The organism is Blautia sp. 210820-DFI.6.14, assembly GCF_020558815.1.
GTDB classification, from domain to species: domain Bacteria; phylum Bacillota; class Clostridia; order Lachnospirales; family Lachnospiraceae; genus Blautia_A; species Blautia_A obeum.
In genome coordinates this window covers 205,775-225,119 of the sequence record NZ_JAJCKS010000002.1, presented here as the reverse complement: position 1 = coordinate 225,119, position 19,345 = coordinate 205,775, and the positions used below count along the sequence as shown (strand labels likewise).

20 protein-coding genes are annotated in these 19,345 nt (G+C 42.0%); 1 reads left to right on the top strand and 19 read right to left on the bottom strand.

What is annotated here, in order from left to right:
• Positions 1 to 55: 55 nt before the first annotated feature.
• The 9 genes from zapA to rsxC form a co-directional block, all read right to left on the bottom strand.
• Complete coding sequence (gene zapA, locus LI112_RS03615; RefSeq protein WP_022389301.1) at positions 56 to 463, bottom strand: cell division protein ZapA; 408 nt, start codon at positions 461 to 463, stop codon at positions 56 to 58.
• Between the two features lie 90 nt (positions 464 to 553).
• The gene (gene ruvB, locus LI112_RS03610; protein WP_005424574.1) at positions 554 to 1,552 is read right to left on the bottom strand and encodes a Holliday junction branch migration DNA helicase RuvB; all 999 of its coding nucleotides are present in this window, start codon (positions 1,550 to 1,552) and stop codon (positions 554 to 556) included.
• A gap of 19 nt (positions 1,553 to 1,571) precedes the next feature.
• Entirely contained in the window at positions 1,572 to 2,183 is a 612-nt protein-coding gene (ruvA, locus tag LI112_RS03605) for a Holliday junction branch migration protein RuvA (protein ID WP_005424571.1), read from the bottom strand.
• 193 nt (positions 2,184 to 2,376) lie between these two features.
• On the bottom strand, positions 2,377 to 3,168 hold the full coding sequence (locus tag LI112_RS03600; protein ID WP_005424562.1) for an RnfABCDGE type electron transport complex subunit B: 792 nt from the start codon (positions 3,166 to 3,168) through the stop codon (positions 2,377 to 2,379).
• A 12-nt stretch (positions 3,169 to 3,180) separates the two neighbouring features.
• Complete coding sequence (locus tag LI112_RS03595; protein WP_022389300.1) at positions 3,181 to 3,756, bottom strand: electron transport complex protein RnfA; 576 nt, start codon at positions 3,754 to 3,756, stop codon at positions 3,181 to 3,183.
• Complete coding sequence (gene rsxE / locus LI112_RS03590; RefSeq protein ID WP_022389299.1) at positions 3,753 to 4,463, bottom strand: electron transport complex subunit RsxE; 711 nt, start codon at positions 4,461 to 4,463, stop codon at positions 3,753 to 3,755. Before rsxE ends, LI112_RS03595 begins: the two co-directional genes overlap by 4 nt.
• On the bottom strand, positions 4,460 to 5,080 hold the full coding sequence (locus LI112_RS03585; protein WP_055055251.1) for an RnfABCDGE type electron transport complex subunit G: 621 nt from the start codon (positions 5,078 to 5,080) through the stop codon (positions 4,460 to 4,462). The genes rsxE and LI112_RS03585 overlap by 4 nt, the downstream gene beginning before the upstream one ends.
• Positions 5,077 to 6,057, bottom strand: a complete 981-nt coding sequence (locus tag LI112_RS03580) for an RnfABCDGE type electron transport complex subunit D (protein WP_055065382.1) — start codon at positions 6,055 to 6,057, stop codon at positions 5,077 to 5,079. Before LI112_RS03580 ends, LI112_RS03585 begins: the two co-directional genes overlap by 4 nt.
• A gap of 14 nt (positions 6,058 to 6,071) precedes the next feature.
• Entirely contained in the window at positions 6,072 to 7,394 is a 1,323-nt protein-coding gene (gene rsxC, locus LI112_RS03575; protein WP_022389296.1) for an electron transport complex subunit RsxC, read from the bottom strand.
• A gap of 238 nt (positions 7,395 to 7,632) precedes the next feature.
• Between rsxC and LI112_RS03570 the strand changes: the two genes are divergently transcribed.
• The gene (locus LI112_RS03570; protein WP_227190241.1) at positions 7,633 to 8,655 is read left to right on the top strand and encodes a ribonuclease H-like domain-containing protein; all 1,023 of its coding nucleotides are present in this window, start codon (positions 7,633 to 7,635) and stop codon (positions 8,653 to 8,655) included.
• A gap of 91 nt (positions 8,656 to 8,746) precedes the next feature.
• Here LI112_RS03570 and rpsA read toward each other — a convergent pair whose 3' ends face one another.
• From rpsA to LI112_RS03520, 10 genes are all read right to left on the bottom strand, one after another.
• Complete coding sequence (rpsA, locus tag LI112_RS03565) at positions 8,747 to 9,826, bottom strand: 30S ribosomal protein S1 (protein WP_022389294.1); 1,080 nt, start codon at positions 9,824 to 9,826, stop codon at positions 8,747 to 8,749.
• Positions 9,807 to 10,673 (bottom strand): 4-hydroxy-3-methylbut-2-enyl diphosphate reductase, encoded by an 867-nt coding sequence (gene ispH, locus LI112_RS03560; RefSeq protein ID WP_055055247.1) that lies wholly within the window; start codon positions 10,671 to 10,673, stop codon positions 9,807 to 9,809. The genes rpsA and ispH overlap by 20 nt, the downstream gene beginning before the upstream one ends.
• Entirely contained in the window at positions 10,663 to 11,352 is a 690-nt protein-coding gene (cmk, locus tag LI112_RS03555; protein ID WP_005424534.1) for a (d)CMP kinase, read from the bottom strand. The genes ispH and cmk overlap by 11 nt, the downstream gene beginning before the upstream one ends.
• Entirely contained in the window at positions 11,352 to 12,605 is a 1,254-nt protein-coding gene (locus LI112_RS03550) for an NAD(P)/FAD-dependent oxidoreductase (RefSeq protein WP_022389291.1), read from the bottom strand. Before LI112_RS03550 ends, cmk begins: the two co-directional genes overlap by 1 nt.
• 58 nt (positions 12,606 to 12,663) lie before the next feature.
• Entirely contained in the window at positions 12,664 to 14,076 is a 1,413-nt protein-coding gene (locus LI112_RS03545) for an oxaloacetate decarboxylase subunit alpha (RefSeq protein WP_005424528.1), read from the bottom strand.
• A gap of 50 nt (positions 14,077 to 14,126) precedes the next feature.
• Positions 14,127 to 15,275, bottom strand: a complete 1,149-nt coding sequence (locus tag LI112_RS03540; RefSeq protein ID WP_005424527.1) for a sodium ion-translocating decarboxylase subunit beta — start codon at positions 15,273 to 15,275, stop codon at positions 14,127 to 14,129.
• Between the two features lie 16 nt (positions 15,276 to 15,291).
• A complete protein-coding gene (locus LI112_RS03535) occupies positions 15,292 to 15,660 on the bottom strand; it encodes a biotin/lipoyl-containing protein (protein WP_005424526.1) in 369 nt (122 codons plus the stop codon).
• Positions 15,661 to 15,682: 22 nt separating this feature from the next.
• On the bottom strand, positions 15,683 to 16,429 hold the full coding sequence (locus LI112_RS03530) for an OadG family transporter subunit (protein ID WP_227190240.1): 747 nt from the start codon (positions 16,427 to 16,429) through the stop codon (positions 15,683 to 15,685).
• A 13-nt stretch (positions 16,430 to 16,442) separates the two neighbouring features.
• Positions 16,443 to 17,879 carry an acyl-CoA carboxylase subunit beta gene (locus tag LI112_RS03525; protein WP_227190239.1) on the bottom strand — a complete coding sequence of 479 codons (1,437 nt, stop codon included), beginning with the start codon at positions 17,877 to 17,879 and terminating at the stop codon, positions 16,443 to 16,445.
• Between the two features lie 237 nt (positions 17,880 to 18,116).
• Positions 18,117 to 19,310: a D-alanyl-D-alanine carboxypeptidase family protein gene (locus tag LI112_RS03520; RefSeq protein WP_227190238.1), complete on the bottom strand. Its 1,194-nt coding sequence runs from the start codon at positions 19,308 to 19,310 to the stop codon at positions 18,117 to 18,119.
• Between the last annotated feature and the right edge of the window lie 35 nt (positions 19,311 to 19,345).

Here is a 19,345-nt window from a genome sequence, read left to right as displayed (position 1 = left end):
TATGAGTATGAAACAAATAAAGAGGACTACCGAAGCAATCCCCTTCCTGCTTTTTTTATTTGAGTAATTTGTCTATCTCATCGTTAAGTTCCTTAACTTTGCCTTCAAGAAGCTCTTTCTGCTGCTGAGCTTCCTGGGCATTTTTTTCCGTTTCTTCGATTTTCATACGAAGAGCGATCAGTTCATGTTTCAGCTCATACATTTCCTGATCTTTCTGCTGAAGATCCTGTTCGAAAATCTCTGCCTGTTTTTTTGCCTTAAAATAATCATCTGTAACATTTAAACTTAAGAGCGTATGCTTGGTTTCTACAGGCTGACGGGTATATCCCGGCATTTCGCTCAATTCAGCTATTTTATTATTTATGTAAGACGCCACTTTCTGAAAATATTCTTCAGATTCGTAACCACCCAGAGTGATGATTTTTCCTCCGATTACTACTTGTGCCGTATTTTTGACTGCCATAACAAGCCTCCCGTAAATTGTAGTTTCTTTCATTTATTATAATCGAAATTTGTAGAAATGTATAGGAATTTTTACGAAATCTTTTCAGAACTACGAATTTTTTTCAAAACCAAGGTGCTCATAAGCAAGGGAAGATGCTGTTCTGCCGCGTGGAGTCCGGTTCAGAAAACCATTCTGAAGAAGATAAGGTTCATAAACATCTTCCAGTGTGCCGGCATCTTCGCCGATTGCTGCAGCCAGTGTCTCCAGTCCAACTGGTCCTCCCTGGAAATTGACGATCAGAGTCTGGAGGATACGACGGTCAATTTTGTCAAGTCCATATTGGTCAACTTCCAGAAGATCAAGTGCAAAAGAAGCTACATCGTAAGTAATACGGCCATCATATTTTACCTGGGCAAAATCACGTACTCTTTTGAGAAGGCGATTTGCAAGACGAGGTGTTCCACGGGAACGTTTGGCAATTTCCGCAGCACCTTTTGCATCAATTTCGACCCCCAACACCTGTGCAGAGCGCAGCACAATTGTCTGTAGTTCTTTATGATTATAGAATTCCAGGTGGTGCATAACACCGAAACGGTCACGCAACGGAGCAGACAAAAGCCCAGCTCTTGTGGTAGCACCAACCAGTGTAAATTTCGGAAGATCAAGACGGATCGATCTGGCAGAAGCGCCCTTTCCGATCATAATATCAATGGCGAAGTCTTCCATGGCAGGATAGAGAACTTCTTCTACCTGTCGGTTCAGACGATGGATTTCATCAACAAACAGAATGTCTCCTTCCTGTAAGTTGTTAAGGATTGCAGCCATTTCACCGGGTTTTTCAATCGCAGGTCCGGAGGTGACTTTCATGTGTGTCCCCATTTCATTGGCAATGATTCCGGATAACGTTGTTTTACCAAGACCGGGTGGCCCGTAAAACAGAACATGATCCAGCGCGTCATGTCGTTGTTTGGCCGCTTCTATATATATTTTTAGTGTTTTTTTTGTCTTTTCCTGACCGATATATTCATCCAGTGTCTGTGGACGAAGACTTCCCTCAAGGGGAAGATCCTCTTCTGTAACATCTGTGGTGATCATTCTTTTTTCCATTTAAATACGTTTCTCCAATTTATAACTGTTTTAATGCAGCTTTGAGCAGGGCCTCCACGTCGTCTGGTGAAACATCAGTGACTTTACGAACGGCTTTCATGGCATCAGTACTGCTGTAACCAAGTGCGATCAGTGCTTCTGCTGCTTCCTGACGTCCGTCGTGGATCAAGAATCCAGAAACAGAGGCAGCCTCCTGTTCATGGGCAAGTTTCTTCTCAAATGCATCTTCAAGTTTCAGTTTGTCTTTTAATTCGAGAATAAGTTTCTGTGCAGTTTTTTTACCGATTCCTGGTGCTTTGGAAATGGTTTTGATATCGTCAGAAAGAACGGCAAAACGCAATTCATCTGCAGTCAGTCCTGCAAGAACTCCAAGCGCGGCCTTAGGCCCGATTCCGTTTACATTTAGAAGAAGGCGAAACATTTCCAGATCATCTTTGGAAAGAAAACCATATAACTGCATGGCATCTTCTCGTACCTGAAAATAAGTATGGATTTTGACTTCTCCATCTATGCGGGATACCTGCTCAATTGAACTGCCTGTCATAAAAATCTCATAACCGATGCCGTTATTTTCCAGGATGACGGCGTTTTCTGTAGTATCAGCCACAAGACCTCGAATAAATGAAATCATATATAATCTCCTGCTGTTATTTGCTGCAGCGAAAATAGTTGCAACAGATTTCTGTAATCAAAACTTACTTTCACAATGATAACATATCAATCTGCAAAAAGCAAACATCTATTCGAGTGTGAAATAAAAATCCCGGCTGGAAAATTTCTCAGCCGGGATAAAATTAAACATATGGAAAGAATGAGTATTTCTTTTAAAGAATAACGTGTCGCGGACATGCTTCTTTGCATGCACCACAGTTTGTACATTTTTCGTAATCAATGTGAGCGCAGAAATCTGTAACGGTGATTGCACCGTTCGGACATGTTTTTTCACATTTCTTACACCCGATACATCCGAGTTCACATGCAGTTGTAACGGCTTTTCCCTTTGCATGAGAGCTACAGCCAACAAATGTTTTTTGATCATATGGTGCAAGTTCAATCAGATGATGCGGACATTTTGCAATACATTTACCGCAGGCCTTACAGGCTTCACGGTCAACAACTGCTACTCCGTTTACAATATGAATTGCATCAAACGGACAAGCTTTTACACAGCTTCCAAATCCCATACATCCATAATTGCATGCTTTGGATCCGCCGCCTGGAATGAATGCCATCATTTCACAGTCTTCTACACCAGTATAGTTATAATTGTCTTTTGTTTTTTCGCAGGTTCCTGTACATTTTACAAAGGCAGCCATACGAGCAGATTCAACTACTTCCTGTCCCATGATTCCGGCAATTACTTTGCCTACTGCTTCTCCGCCTACCGGACAGGCATTGACCGGTGCTTCGCCTTTTGCGATTGCAGCAGCAAGACCATCACATCCAGGATAACCGCAGCCACCACAGTTGTTTCCAGGAAGTGCTTCGCGGACTGCAACTTCACGTTCATCTGTTTCGACAGCAAATTTTTTGCCGGCAATACTCAGGAAAATACCAATAAAGAGACCGACAGCTGCAACAACTACGGTTGCTGTAATAATTGCTCCAATATTCATAATGTCGCCTCCTTAAATTAATCCTGAAAATCCGAAGAATGCAATTGCCATCAGACCTGCTGTAAGAAGTACAGTAGGGAATCCTTTGAAAGCATCCGGAATATCATTGTACTGAATTTTTTCACGGATACCAGCCATCAGTGTAATAGAAATCGTGAAACCTACTGCTGTGGCAAATCCGTTGATCGTACCCTGAAAAATATTGTATTCATCCTGCACATTTGTGAGTGCAACACCAAGAACTGCACAGTTTGTTGTGATCAGAGGAAGGTATACACCAAGTGCCTGATACAGGGAAGGAACACATTTTTTAAGAAACATTTCTACAAACTGAACCAGTGCTGCAATGATCAGGATAAATACGATTGTCTGTAAATATTCCATGCCTGAAGGAACAAGGATAAATTTGTAGATCAGTCCTGTAACAAAGGATGATAATGTAATAACGAATACAAGAGCACCGCCCATACCGACTGCTGTCTCCGTCTTTTTGGAAACACCAAAGAAAGGGCAGAGACCAAGGAACTGGCTCAGTACTACGTTATGGACAATGGCAGAGCTGACAAGGATAATTAATAATTCTTTCATGCCTGTTTGCCTCCTTTACACATAGTATTGCTGCAGGAATCACAGCCTGAGCAGCAATTGCATCCTTCACTCGGGTCTATTCCGCGTTTGGCAGCACCGATTTTGAACTTATTCTGAAGTGCTGCAAGCATTGCAAGGACAAAGAATGCACCAGGAGCAAGGATGAAGATTGTGATCGGTTCGTAGCCCATCTTGCCGTCAGCAGCAAGTGGAAGAATCTGCTGTCCGAAGAGCTGACCTGCGCCAAGCAGTTCACGGACTGCACCGATACAGGTGATACTTAAAGTAAAACCAAGGCCCATTCCGATACCATCAAAGAGAGACGGGATTGGTGGATTTTTGGAAGCATATGCTTCTGCACGACCAAGGATGATACAGTTTACTACGATCAAAGGAATGTAAATACCAAGTGCGGAATACAGGCTTGGTATAAATCCTTGTAAAAGCATCTGTACGATGGTAACGAAGGATGCTACGACTACGATAAATGCAGGCATACGTACGCCGTCCGGGATGAATTTTCTCAGAAGAGAAATCATCAGGTTGGACATTGCAAGGACAACTGTAGTTGTCAGCCCCATTCCAATACCATTAATAGCAGATGTTGTAACAGCCAGTGTAGGACACATACCCAGCACCAGCACGAAAGTCGGATTTTCTTTAATAATACCGTTTACAAGACGTTCAGCAGGTGTGTTTGCTTTCATGACTCTGCCCCTCCTTCCACATACCGAAATGCACAAAGTCCGGCATTGACACCGTTTGTCATGGCATTTGTTGTAATGGTTGCACCGCTGATGGCATCAATTTGGTCATCAGATGTGGAACCTGTTTTTGTGTATGTAAATTTTTCTACGTTTTTGTTTTTAAACTGATCTTTGAAGCTGTCAGTAGTTGCTTTCATACCAAGGCCGGCAGTTTCACTGATAGATAAAATGGAGATACCATTCAGGGTTCCGTCATTTTGAACACCCATTGCAAACTGGATGTCTCCACCGTAACCTTCGGAATCAGTGACTGTGAAAGCATATCCAAGCGTTTCACCGGAAGCATCTTCTGCTACCATAATTTCATCAATTGTCTGTGCTGTGAAACCATTATCATTAAGGTAAGCAACAAGATCTTCGGCCTGATTGGTGTCATCGAGTGAATACTCACTGAAACTGGAAGCATCTTCAAAAACAGCTTTATATGCTTCTTCTTTGGATTTTTCGGCCTGTGTGGCAATCGGACCAGCTGTGATATCCTGAACTACGCCAAGCGCAAGACCTGCAACCAGAGTGATCACTGTGATGGAAATGGTGTTTTTTAAGATTGTATTCATGCTTTTTTACCTCCTTTTCCAAAGGCAACCGGTTTGGTTACTTTTTCAATGATCGGAACCAGAAGGTTGCAGAAAATGATTGCGTAGGAAACACCTTCTGCTGATCCACCGAAGAGACGGAAAATTGCAGTCAGAATACCGAGACAACATCCATAAATAAGCTGCCCTTTAGGAGTGATTGGTGTGGTAACGTAATCTGTTGCCATAAACCATGCACCCAGCATCAGACCACCGCCAAACAGATGACTGAGCAGATAATTGCCATTAAATCCCATTCCTGAACCAAGCATATAAAAAATTACAAATACAGTAAAGCTTCCGATATATGTAAGTGGTACTTTAAGGTCAATAACCTTGAATGCAAGAAGAATTACTGCACCAATCAGGATTGCAAGTGCGGAAGTTTCACCAATGGTTCCCTGAATATTACCGATAAAGAGATCTTTTACCGGAATTGAAGATGCTGCTACAAATCCCTGTTTTTTCAATGCTGCCAGAGGGGTTGCGCCTGTTACGGTATCCAGAACTCCACGATAGCTGTCAGATACGGAAAAATCTGTCATTTTCGCGGCAAAAGAAATCATAAGGAAACATCTTCCGGCAAGTGCCGGGTTCATAAAGTTCTGACCGAGTCCGCCAAAAAGTTGTTTTACGACAATGATAGCGAATGCACTGCCCAGAACTGGCATCCACAGTGGAATCTGCGGAGGCATATTCAGCGCGAGCAAAAGGCCTGTTACCACTGCACTGAAATCAGTAATTGTATTTTTTTTGTGCATGAGTCTGTCATACAGCCATTCAAAAAACACACTGGAAATCACTGTTACGAGCACTACAAGGAGTGCATGAAAGCCGAAATTCCAGATACCGAATAAGGTAGCAGGAAGCAACGCGATCACAACGAGCTGCATGATCCGGCTGGTTGTCATTTTGTCCCTGACATGGGGATTAGATGATACATTATACATTTCTTCCATTTCTTTTCCTCCCCTTATTTCTTCCTGCGGCTGGCAAGAACCATTTTACGCATGGACTTGATACTCTGTGTAAGCGGTCTCTTTGCAGGACAGATATAACTGCAGCATCCGCATTCGCAGCATTCCATACCGTCTAATGCTTCAAAGCCTGCCATATCACCACGTTCTGCCAGTTTGGCAAGACGTGCAGGAAGAACGTGGCCTGGACAGACGCTCACACAGCGTCCGCAGTTGATGCAGGCGGTCTGTATTTCCTGGGCTTCAGATACGGCATCATGTTCAAGGAACAGGAATGCAGAAGTTGTTTTTGTGCACGGTACGTGAAGATCATATAATGCAAATCCCATCATAGGACCACCGGAAATTGCTTTTGCAATCTTGGCTTTCAGTCCACCAGCGGCATCTACCAGTTCAGACATGTCAGTACCTGCAAGAACAAGAAGGTTCTTTGGTTCTTTGATGCCATCACCGGTAACGGTAACTACACGACTGTTGACCGGTCTGCCGAGAATAACTGCTTTGTATACGGAAATTACAGTCTCTACATTGTCAACGACACATCCTACATCAGCAGGAAGCATTGTAGAATTGATCTCACGTCCGGTCGCAGCATAGATCAGAGTACGCTCACCACCCTGTGGATATTTGGTCATCATTTCTTTTACTTCGATACGATCGATATCTTTGACCAGTTCTTTCATTTTGGCGATACAGTCTGGTTTGTTGTCCTCGATACAGATGTATCCTTTTGCAGAATCAAAAAGAGTCAGAATGACCTGAAGACCTTTTACAACTTTTTCCGGTTCTTCGATCATACGGCGATAGTCGCTTGTGATATAAGGTTCGCATTCGGCACCGTTTACAAGAATATATTCAATCTTGGAAGGATCCTTTGGCGCAAGTTTTACATGGGTTGGAAATCCTGCTCCACCCATACCTACTACCCCGCCCTCTTTGATACGGTTTAGGATTTCTTCTTTTGTAAGGTCTTCCAGGCGGGCTTCCTGAAATTCGGTTTCCTGATACTGCTGGTCATTTTCGATAACAATACAGTCAACCATAGAACCGGTAGCGTTCAGCCTTTTTTCGATACCCTTAACGGTACCGGAAACAGATGCATGAAGCGGTACAGAAACAAATCCGCCTGCATCGGCAATCTTCTGTCCTGCAAGAACTGTGTCACCTTTTTTTACGCAGGGAACAGATGGTGCTCCGATGTGCTGAGAGAGTGGATAAACCAGATCCCCTTTTGGGAGATACTTCTCAATCGGATGGTCTTTGGATAGTTCCTTACCTTCGTAAGGATGGATTCCGCCCCTAAAGGTCAGTTTTCCCATATATTTTTCCTCCTTATTTTATAAGCATCAGTTCTGCTTATATTCTTTTTCTTTTTCATGATACGTACAATAAAAACAGTGTTTTTTATTTACGCATGCGACCGTCCGGTTACTGCATGCTTTGTTTATATTAACAGTAACTCTGCTTATACTATACCTCTTTTTAGCAAAAAATTCACTACCAAATTTTCAAAATATTGTGTATAATTAAATACAATCATGAAAGGGAGAAATGATGATGATTGTTAAAAAAATACCTATTTTACAAGGGTTTCCGGCACTTGAAACCGTTAAATATTTATCGAATACAAAAAATGAATTGTCAGAATATAATCCGATTTTTTACGATATTGAGACAACTGGATTATCAAGATATACTGCATTTGTGTATCTGATCGGTGCAGTCAGATTCGAAGAAAATCAATGGATGCTTTATCAGTGGATGGGGGAAGATGAAAACGAGGAGGCTCTTGTTTTACAGGAATTTGCAAGTTTTTTGACAAATGCTGATTGTACGATTCAGTATAATGGAAATCGATTTGACCAGCCTTTTCTGGAAGAACGTTATCGAAAACACAAAATGGATACTCCATTTAAAGAAATTTTATCCCTTGATCTATATCAGTTGTTAAAACCATGTCAGAGTTTGTTTAAACTGAGCAAAATGAAACAGCCGGATTTGGAAAATTTTGTCGGAATACATAACAGAAAGTACTGCGACGGTGGACAATGTATTCGATTATATAAAACTTTTATGAAGAAAAAAGATCCGGAAGCAGCAAATATCGTGATGGGACATAATGAAGAAGATCTGTTGGGACTTGGGACAATTTTTTCATTACTTGCATACAAAAAACTTTATGATGGAGAATATTATCCGAAACAATGCGTGATTTTAGAGCAGGAATTAAAGATTGTCATAGAACTTTCTGCTGCTGCTCCGGTGAATGTATCTTGTGGAAATTCAGATTTTTATCTGAGTGTAAATGGATACGAAGCAAGAATGCTGGTACACCTTAAAGAAGGTAAACTCCGTCAATATTACAGAAATTATAAAGATTATGAGTTTATTCCGGGAGAAGACACTGCAATGCCAAAGTCCATTACCAGATATATGGATAAAAGCCTTAAAATCGCGACAACTCCTCAAACTTGCTATACCTGGTTTAATTGTGATGAGGATTTTTTGAATAATGAAAAGAAACAGATGCAATATCTGACACATACACTTCCGTTTTTTCTGGATAATCTGAATAAATAGAACATGATATCTGAGAGACAGATAGGTTTAAAACATATTAGAGCAAAAAAAGACCTGACAGTTTAATGTCAGGTCTTTTAATATTCTGAAATTATTCTTCTGTAGCTTCTTCAGCTGCCGGAGCTTCCAGAGCTTTCATACTAAGGCTGATCTTCTTGTCATCTCCGTTGAAATCAACAACTTTAGCCTGAATTTCCTGTCCGATAGAAAGTACATCAGATGGTTTAGCAACGTGCTCTCTGGAAATCTGGGATACATGAAGAAGTGCATCAATTCCAGGTGCAAGTTCAACAAAAGCACCAAAGTCTGTCATACGTGCAACTTTACCAGTTACTACGTTACCTACAGCAAAATCTTCTGCTGCAGAAAGCCATGGATTCTCTTCTGGGAATTTCATGGAAAGAGCAATCTTATCTCCATTGATCTCTTTGATCAGAACTTTAACTTCATCACCTACATTGAAGACCTTTTTCGGGTTTTCAACTCTGCCCCAAGACATCTCGGAGATATGAAGAAGTCCATCCGCTCCACCAAGATCGATGAAAGCACCAAAATCTGTAACATTTTTAACGGTACCTGTTACAGTATCGCCAACATGGATTTTCTCCATAAGTTCTTTCTGTTTCTCTGCTTTTTCAGCAAGAAGAAGCTGTTTACGGTTACCAATGATACGTCTTCTTCTTGGATTGAATTCAGTGATAACGAATTCAATTTCTTTATCTGCATATTTTGAAAGATCTTTTTCGTATGTGTCGGAAACAAGGCTTGCAGGAATAAATACTCTAGCCTCTTCTACATTTACACAAAGACCACCGTCAAGTACCTGTGTTACAGGAGCTTTCAGCACTTCCTGAGATTCGAAAGCAGCCTCCAGACGTTTGTTGCCTTTTTCTGCAGCAAGTCTCTTGTAAGTCAGGATAACCTGTCCTTCACCGTCATTGACTTTCAGCACTTTTGCTTCCATGCTGTCGCCAACATGAACTGCATCTGTGAGTACAAGTGAAGCATCATTGGAATATTCACTCTTGGTGATAATACCGTCTGCTTTATAACCGATATTCAGGATGATCTCATCATCTTTTACATCAATGACTGTACCCTGTACGATCTCTCCATTTCTGATTGTTTTTACGGAATCCTCCAGCATCTGTTCAAAACTCAATTCTGACATGTTCTTGAACCTCCTCAATAATTTTCTTTGGGGTGGATGCCCCTGCTGTGATACCTACATAACTACTGTGATGGAACATTTCAGAATCCAAGTCTACAGGTGTTTGTATATAGTAAGTATTTCCACATTCCTCTTTGCATATTTCAAACAGCTTTTGAGTATTGGAACTATGTCTGCCGCCAATGACAAGCATAGTGTCTACCTCTCCGGCTATGTTTCGCGCTTCTTTCTGCCGTTCTTCAGTAGCATTACAAATAGTGTTTAAAATATCGCCAATATTTAAAACACTATTATCATACCTCTTTTTGCAGAGAATTTCAACTAATTCTTTAAATTTGTTGTAATTAAATGTCGTCTGTGATACAACGCATATATCTTTTCCATTCGGAGGTGTAAACTGTTCAGTATCTTTTCTGCCCTTCAAAACAGTGTAAGAACCCTGACACCAGCCGCAGATTCCTTTGACTTCAGGATGATCAGGATCGCCAAAAATAACAACGTGTTTTCCTGCATGACTCTGTTTTTCTACAATGCGGTGTATTTTCAGCACGAAAGGACAGGTGACATCTACATAGTTCAGATGATTCTCTTTTAATTCCTGATAGATTGCCTTACCAACACCGTGGGAACGAATGACAACAGTTCCTTCTGTAAGAGATGGCAGGTCTTTTTCTTCAATTACCTGTACTCCTTTGGCAGCAAGATCAGTAACCACTTCTTCGTTATGGATGATCGGCCCTAATGTATAAATAGGATGAGTGCCTTCTTCAATCAACTGATAAACTTTATCTACTGCACGTTTTACACCAAAGCAGAATCCGGCGGTTTCGGCAACTTTAACTTTCATGAGAAGCTCCTTCTTCTGTTCTGGCTCTGAAGATTTCAAGAATACGGTCAACGACCTGTTCTATCGTAAGATCAGAAGAATCCACAAGTACTGCATCTTCGGCCTGTCGAAGAGGGGAAATTTCACGATTCATATCACGCTGGTCACGCTCTTCAATATCCTTCTGGATATTATCCAGATCACAGACAGTACCTTTTTCCTGAAGTTCCAGATAACGTCTTTTGGCGCGGGTAAGAGAACTTGCAGTAAGGTAGATTTTTACATCGGCATCAGGAAGGATTGTTGTGCCAATATCACGCCCATCCATAACTACACTCATATCTTTTGCAAGTTTGCGCTGAAGACTGAGCAGTTTTTCGCGGACACGCGGCACGGCAGAACTTACAGACGCCATATTTCCAACTTCTTCTGTGCGAAGATAGGCATTTACATTTTCTCCATTCAAAAGGACAATCTGTTCACCGTTCTGATATTCAATAGAGATTTCAGCATTCTGGCAAACTTCGCCGATCTGTTCTGTGTTGGTTCGGTCTACATTTTTATGGAGAAGGTAAAGTGCCATGGCACGATACATTGCTCCTGTATCGACATAAATAAATGATAATTCTTTGGCTACACGTCTTGCGATCGTGCTTTTACCGGCACCCGCCGGTCCATCAATTGCAATATTGTAGATCATTATATATCCTCCTCTTTATTCCGACATACATCTGTTGCTGCGAGATATGCGGTTGACCATGCAATCTGAAGATTGTATCCACCGGTCACAGCATCAAGGTCGAGTACTTCTCCAATAAAATACAGATTTTTTATAAGTTTTGATTCCATGCTTCCGGGTTGGATATCTTTTACGGATACACCACCCCGGGTAATAACTGCTTCAGAAAAACCGCCAAGTCCTGTAATGGTAAATGGAAAGGCCTTTACCAGAGAACCGAATGCAAGACGGGACTCTCGTGAAATATCATGAATGATTTTATCGCCCGAAATCGGTCCGATGCCGATAATCACAGGAGTCAGCGAAGATGGAAAAAGCACACCAATCACATTTTTGAACTGTTTATTCTGAGCAGCGGAAAATTCCCGGAGAATGCGATCATCCAACTGTTCGTGGGATAAAGCAGGTTTGAGGTCAAGAAAGGCGTTCAGTTCTTCTCCCTTCTGGAGAAACTTTCCTATTTTGGCACTGGCAGACAAAACCAGGGGGCCAGTGATACCAAAATGAGTGAACATCATTTCACCAAAATCCTGATAAACAGTTTTTTTGCCTCGTTTAATCGTCAGTTCTACATTTCGCAGAGAGAGTCCCTTCATGAGAGGAATGTAATCTTCTCTGGTTGTAAGTGGAACGAGAGACGGAATACATTCGGTGACTTTATGGCCTGTTTCGGTAGCAAAGCGATATCCATCTCCGGTAGAACCGGTTGTCGGATAAGACAGTCCTCCGGTAGCAACGATTACAGAATCAGAGGTGTATACAGTATGATCTTTTAACTTTACACCGCTTGCTATACCATTTTCTGTTAGGATTTCTAAAACCTCACAATGAAGCCGAATCTGTACATGATATTTTTTCATCAGTCTTTCAAGACCATGAATGATATCAGAGGAGTGGTCTGATACCGGAAAAACACGGTTGCCACGCTCTGTCTTAAGTGGAACACCGGCTTCTTCCAGCAGATGCATCATATCCTGACTCGTGAAAGAATAAAATGCACTGTAAAGAAATTTTGGATTGCTCATAACTGCCTGAAGAAGTTCTTCCGGATCACAGTTATTTGTAACATTACAGCGTCCCTTGCCTGTAATATATACTTTCTTTCCGAGTTTTTCATTCTTTTCGAATAATAAGACTTCACAACCATTTCGTGCTGCAATGACAGAAGCAAGCATTCCCGCAGCTCCGCCACCGACAATAATCACTTTGTTCATAGGTTCCCTTTCTGCAAAGCAGGCCCGCCAGATAATCTGACAGGCCTGCACCTTTGTTTTATACCGGATATGCTCCGTTCTTTGTATCTGCTGCTTTTTCGTCTACTTTTTTCTCCTGTGCCTGACGGTATTTGAAGAAATCAGTAGCTACCTGAGGGAACAGTGCATAGGACAGAACGTCCTCATCCTGCTCTTTGTATGGAGCAACTTCTTTTTCAAGTTTGTCCATTTCGTTTTCAAGCAGGTCTGCCGGACGGCAGGTGATCGGTTTAGCATCGCCGATACACTTCTTCTGTACTTCCTGGTTGAAAGGTTTTACAGTTGCACCGTATTTTCCTAACAGGATATCTTTTGTTTCTTTTGTAACCATCTTGTATCTTTCACCCATAAGAACGTTAAATACAGCCTGTGTACCAACAATCTGGGAAGATGGTGTAACGAGCGGCGGCTCACCGAGGTCTTTACGAACCTTCGGAACTTCTTCAAGAACATCGTAGAACTTATCTTCTGCGTGCTGTTCTTTCAGCTGAGATGTCAGGTTGGAAAGCATTCCGCCTGGTACCTGATACAGAAGAGTCTTGATGTTAACACCAAGGTTCTTAGGATTAAGAAGTCCGCTGTCAAGAGCTTCGTCACGGATCGGACGGAAGTAATCAGCAATCTCAGCCAGAAGTTTCTGATCAAATCCAGTATCATATGGTGTGCCTTTGAAGGTTTCTACCATAACCTCTGTTGCCGGCTGGGAAGTTCCCAGAGCAAATGGAGACATTGCAGTATCAATAATATCAACACCTGCTTCTACTGCTTTCAGGTATGTCATAGAAGCAACACCGGAAGTATAGTGAGTATGGAGGTCGATCGGAATGCTGACAGCATCTTTCAGTGCTCCAACAAGCTCAGTTGCTTTATATGGAAGAAGCAGACCGGCCATATCTTTGATACAGATGGAATCTGCACCCATCTCTTCGATACGTTTTGCAATATTTACCCAGTACTCAAGAGTGTATGCATCACCTAATGTGTAAGAAAGAGCAACCTGTGCATGTGCTTTTTCTTTGTTGGCAGCTTTTACTGCTGTCTGAAGGTTACGCATATCGTTAAGGCAGTCAAAAATACGGATAATGTCGATTCCGTTAGCAGCAGATTTCTGTACGAAGTATTCTACTACGTCATCTGCGTATGGACGATATCCAAGGATATTCTGTCCACGGAACAGCATCTGAAGTTTTGTGTTTTTGAAACCGTCACGTAATTTACGGAGTCTTTCCCATGGGTCTTCTTTCAGGAAACGAAGGGAAGCATCGAAAGTAGCTCCACCCCAGCACTCTACTGCGTGGTAGCCGACTTTGTCCATTTTATCAACGATCGGGAGCATCTGTTCTGTGGTAAGTCTTGTTGCAATCAGAGACTGATGAGCATCACGGAGAACAGTTTCCACGATTTTTACAGGTTTTTTTTCTAATTCAGCCATATTAATTCTCCTTGTATTTTTTATAAGGAAGTTCGATTCACCAGGTGAAATTAAACTCCGAAGATAGCCATGAATGTTCCAGCTGCAACAGCTGTTCCGATTACACCGGCTACGTTAGGTCCCATTGCATGCATCAGCAGGAAGTTTGTAGGATCTGCTTCTGCACCGACCTTCTGGGAAACTCGCGCTGCCATAGGAACGGCAGATACACCTGCGGAACCGATCAGAGGATTGATCTTTCCACCGGAGAGTTTGCACATCAGTTTACCAAGCATACATCCGCCGAATGTACCGAATGCAAATGCGACAAGTCCGAGAACAACGATTTTCAGAGTATCAACATTAAGGAATGCTTCTGCACTTGTAGAAGCACCTACAGATGTACCAAGCAGGATAACTACGATGTACATCAGGGCATTGGATGCAGTTTCTGTCAGCTGTTTAACGACACCTGATTCACGGAACAGGTTACCGAGCATCAGCATACCTACCAGCGGAGCTGTTGTAGGAAGAAGTAAGCATACAACGATTGTGATAACGATCGGGAAAAGAATCTTTTCCAGTTTACTTACCGGACGAAGCTGATCCATTTTGATCTTACGTTCTTTTTCAGTCGTACAAAGTTTCATGATTGGCGGCTGAATGATCGGAACCAGAGACATATAGGAATATGCCGCCACTGCAATCGGTCCCATTAAAGTAGTCTGTCCAAGTTTTCCAGCAAGGAAAATAGAGGTAGGGCCATCTGCTCCACCGATGATGGAAATGGCTGCTGCTGCTTTTCCGTTGAATCCAAGAAAGATTGCAAGGAAATATGCAACATAAATACCAAGCTGTGCAGCTGCTCCCAGAAGGAAACTCTTCGGATTGGCAATCAGCGGACCAAAGTCCGTCATTGCACCAACGCCCATGAAAATCAGGGATGGAAGAATACTCCATTCATCAAGCAGATAGAAGTAATGCAGAAGACCACCAACACCGTTGGACATGTCTTCCGGATTTGCCATAATGTCCGGGTAGATATTTACCAGAAGCATACCAAAAGCAATCGGAACCAGAAGAAGCGGTTCAAATCCTTTTTTGATAGCAAGGAATAAGAATACACACGCCACCGCGATCATCAGATAGTTTCCCCATGTAAGATTAAAGAATGCTGTCTGATGGATCAGGTTGGACAAGGTTTCTGTTACATAAGACATTTGATTACCTCCCGTCCTAGTTCATTGTAGCCAGAGTATCTCCGTTTTCTACGGATGCACCTTCGGATGTATCGATGCTGGCTACTGTACCATCCTGCGGAGCAACTACCGGGATCTCCATTTTCATGGATTCCAGGATAATGATGTTGTCACCGGCTTTTACTGCCTGTCCTACAGAAGCAACAACTTTGAGAACCTTACCTGGTACAGAAGCGCTAACTTTAACAGCGCCTGCGCCTGCTGCCGGAGCTGCTGCTTTTGGAGCTGCTGCCGGAGCCGCTTTCGGAGCTGCAACCGGTGCTGCTGTTGGAGCGGAAACGCTTCCTGTTTCTTCTACAGTAACTTCATATGCTGTTCCGTTTACAGTGATTGTATAACTTTTCATTTTAAATCCTCCTAATGGTCAATTACCTTTTTTTACGATTGATTTTGCGGATGGAACGAACAACAAATCCGTCTGTTGAAGTTCCTTCGGATGCTGCGATAGCTGCTGCAATTACAGCGATCAGTTCGGAATTGTCAGCTTCCTGCACTGGAGCTGCGGCAACCGGAGCCGGTGTCGGTGCAGAAGCTGCCTCTTCTGCTGCTTTTTTCTTAGCTTTTTCCTGCTGTGCTCCGGAACCAGGAATGAACTGGAACAGAGAAATCAGGAAGATCAGCATGATAAGAATTACAAATACAGTTCCGAGTCCCATTATAGTATTCAGTGCTGCATTTTTCATGGTTGTAGCAAAGGAATATTTCACATCTACTGACAGTGAAGTCGGAGTAAGATTTTTGTCGAATACATAAATGAATTCAGCATCTTCTTTTTCGAATTCAACAGGTACAGTTGCTGTATATTCATCATTGGAATATTCAATTTCAGCAGATCCGGCTTTCTTCAGATCACCGAGGTCTTCTCTTGCACTATCCCATGCTGTCATGGCATTTTCAGTGAATGCATCTCCGGATTCCATATATGCTGCAATCTCATCTTCTGTCAGCGGAATGATTGTATTGGTCAGTCCTTCGGCAGTTGTTTCGATCGTTGTCTTTGTCTGCTCATCAATTTCACCGTCTGCCAGAACCAGTGATGCGCCGGAGAATGTAATAGATGCGGCGCATACAATTGCTGTAAAGACGGAGGAAGCTTTTTTAAACATCTGATTCATATGCTCACCTCACTTAGACTGTGCCATGTTTTTTGGATGGACGGTCTTCTCTCTTTGTGAAAAGCATTTCAAAAGCTCCGATTACATATTTACGTGTATCAGCTGGAGCAATCACAGTATCAACATATCCTCTTGCTGCTGCGGATTCTACATTGGACTGGAGTTCTCTGTATACAGCTGCTTTTTCATTAAGAACTGCAGCTTCTTCACCAGGATACATGATCTTGGCTGCAAGAGAGGCATCCATCATACCGATTTCTGCATTATCCCATGCGTATACAAGATCCGCACCTACGGATTTGCTGTTCATTGCAATGTAAGCAGTTCCATATGCTTTACCGATTACAACGTTTACCTTCGGAACAGTTGCATCTGCAAATGCATGGATCATTTCTCCAACTGCTTTGGCAATCATTTTTTCACTGCAGAGAGTTGCTTTGAATCCGGTTACATTGGTAAGTGTCAGAACCGGGATATCGAATGCGTCACAGAATTTAACGAATCCAGCTGCTTTTCTTGCACCTCTTGCAGAAATAGTACCATCGAATTCTTCGGCTTTATTTCCCTCAGCATCATATACTTCTGTTCTGTTGGCTACAGCACCGACAGTAGCTCCGTTCAGACGCAGGAAACCAGTTACAATATCTTTGCCGTAATCTTTCTTTGTTTCGAAGAAAATGCCGTTGTCAGCGATTCTGGAAAGTGCGATGGATGTATCACCTGCACATGCTGTGATATCGTCACAGGTGCGGTTCAGATCATCTGTACATTCTACGAAGGAATCATTATCTTCAAAATTAGAAGGAAGAAGTCCGATCAACTGACGGATCTGTCCAAGAATTTCTTCTTCGGAGCCTGTTCCGTCTACAAGACCTGTTTCCTCGCTCTGGAATGCAGCAGCTGATGTATCGCATTTTTCTGTGTAATTGCCATCCAGTGCATTCGGGCTGTTTACGAACATTTTGCCTTTTTGGGATTCAATAAATGTGAAATCTGTCAGAGCCGGAATAATTGCCATTCCACCACCGCATGTACCGAATACAGCTGTAATCTGTGGAATCATTCCGGAAGCCAGTGTCTGTTTCAGATAGATGGATCCAAATGCTTCAAGAGCATCAGTAGCCTCCTGAAGACGCATACCTGCACAGTCAACAAGACCGATCACAGGAGCTCCAGTCTTCATTGCAAGGTCATACAGAGCGGTAATCTTTCTGGCATGCATTTCACCAACAGTTCCGTTTAATACGGAAGCATCCTGGCTGTATACATATACAAGATTTCCGTCGATCACACCATATCCGGTGATAACACCGTCTGAAGGCGCTTTTGTTTCAGTTAAATTGAAATCTGTGGATCTGGCTGTTACGCTTTTTCCGATTTCAACAAAACTGTTTGCGTCAAGCAAAGAAGTGATTCTTGTGCCTGCTAAGCTTTGTGTTGCATTACTCATTCTTTCTTGCCCTCCATTTTATAAAATTTTAAAAATATAACCAAAATTTTAGCCGATTATAATTGTAACCTGTTTTCAATATTTTTTCAATAGATTTCCTGTTTTTTTGTTAAAAGTTTAACTCCCATGTCGTTTTTTTTACAGTAGGGTTCTGATATGTCGATATGTTATTGGAATATTACAGAGTAATTTCCTAAAACGCAAAAACTTCTCCCGTAACAGGAGAAGTCAGGTCTGTTAATGAAAAAAATTCTTAAATACAAGTTCTGCGCAATGGGTGAATGTATTTTTCTGAATGTTTTCTGTTGCCAATATTGGACAGGAAAAAAATTTGTTATCATTAAGAAAATAAATGATCTGTCCAATCTGTTCGCCTCTTCTGACAGGAGCACTTAGATGTTCTTTTAAACGGATCTGATATTGCAACCGGTCATCTGAGCTAATCAGAATCTGTCTGTTTTTTTCGTTATCCGAAACAGAAATCTGACCTCCTGTATATACAGAACTTCCTGAACCGAAATCATTCAGAATACCATTTTCAACGGGAATATAAGAAAGCTCCGGCTCTTGCCAGAAACTCCGGTATTCATAGTTGCTGTTTCCATAATTAAGAAGTTCCAAAGTATCATGCCATTTGTAATTTTTATGGTTAGGCCAGCCGGCACCAAGAAGGGCAATGATAAAAGTTTTGTTATCTTTCTGACAGGCACAAACATAACAATATCCGGCATCACCGGTATATCCGGTTTTCCCGGCAAGTACACCGTCCGTCATATGAAGTAGTGCATTGGTGTTATGGAGCGAAAAGTGTCGTTTTTTACTTAAATCAGAAAAAGAATACTCTTCTGTCTGTGTAATCTTCAGAAAGACATCATTGTGGATTGCATAACGCATGATCAGAGCCAGATCTTCTGCAGTTGTGTGATGTGTTCCACCAGAATTTTCTGCATCCAGTCCATTCGGAGTGACAAAGTGTGTGTTTTTACATCCGATTTCTTTTGCCTTTGCATTCATCATAGCTGAAAAATTATCTACAGATCCACCGATACATTCAGCAATCGCAACGGCAGAATCATTATGACTCTGCAACATCAGGGAATAAAGAAGGTCTTCCAGATAATATTGTTCTCCGATCGAAAGACCAAGGCGTACTTCCGGTTGACTGACAGCATTTGCAGAAACCTTGACATAGTCATCGCCCTTTCCGTTTTCAAGAGCAAGAATGCAGGTCATTACTTTGGTAGTGCTCGCGTTCGGACGAGGTGTATTACCTGATTTCTGATAGAGAACTCGTCCGGAATCACCATCCATCAATACTGCTGACAATGCATAAAGATTACCGGGAGACTTTTCTGATGCAAATACAGACCAACCGGGTGTCAGTAAAATTATGATCAACGAAAAGATAAAAATATTTTGTCTGCTATTCATAGTCCCTCCTTAATTCATATAGAACTATTTTATGC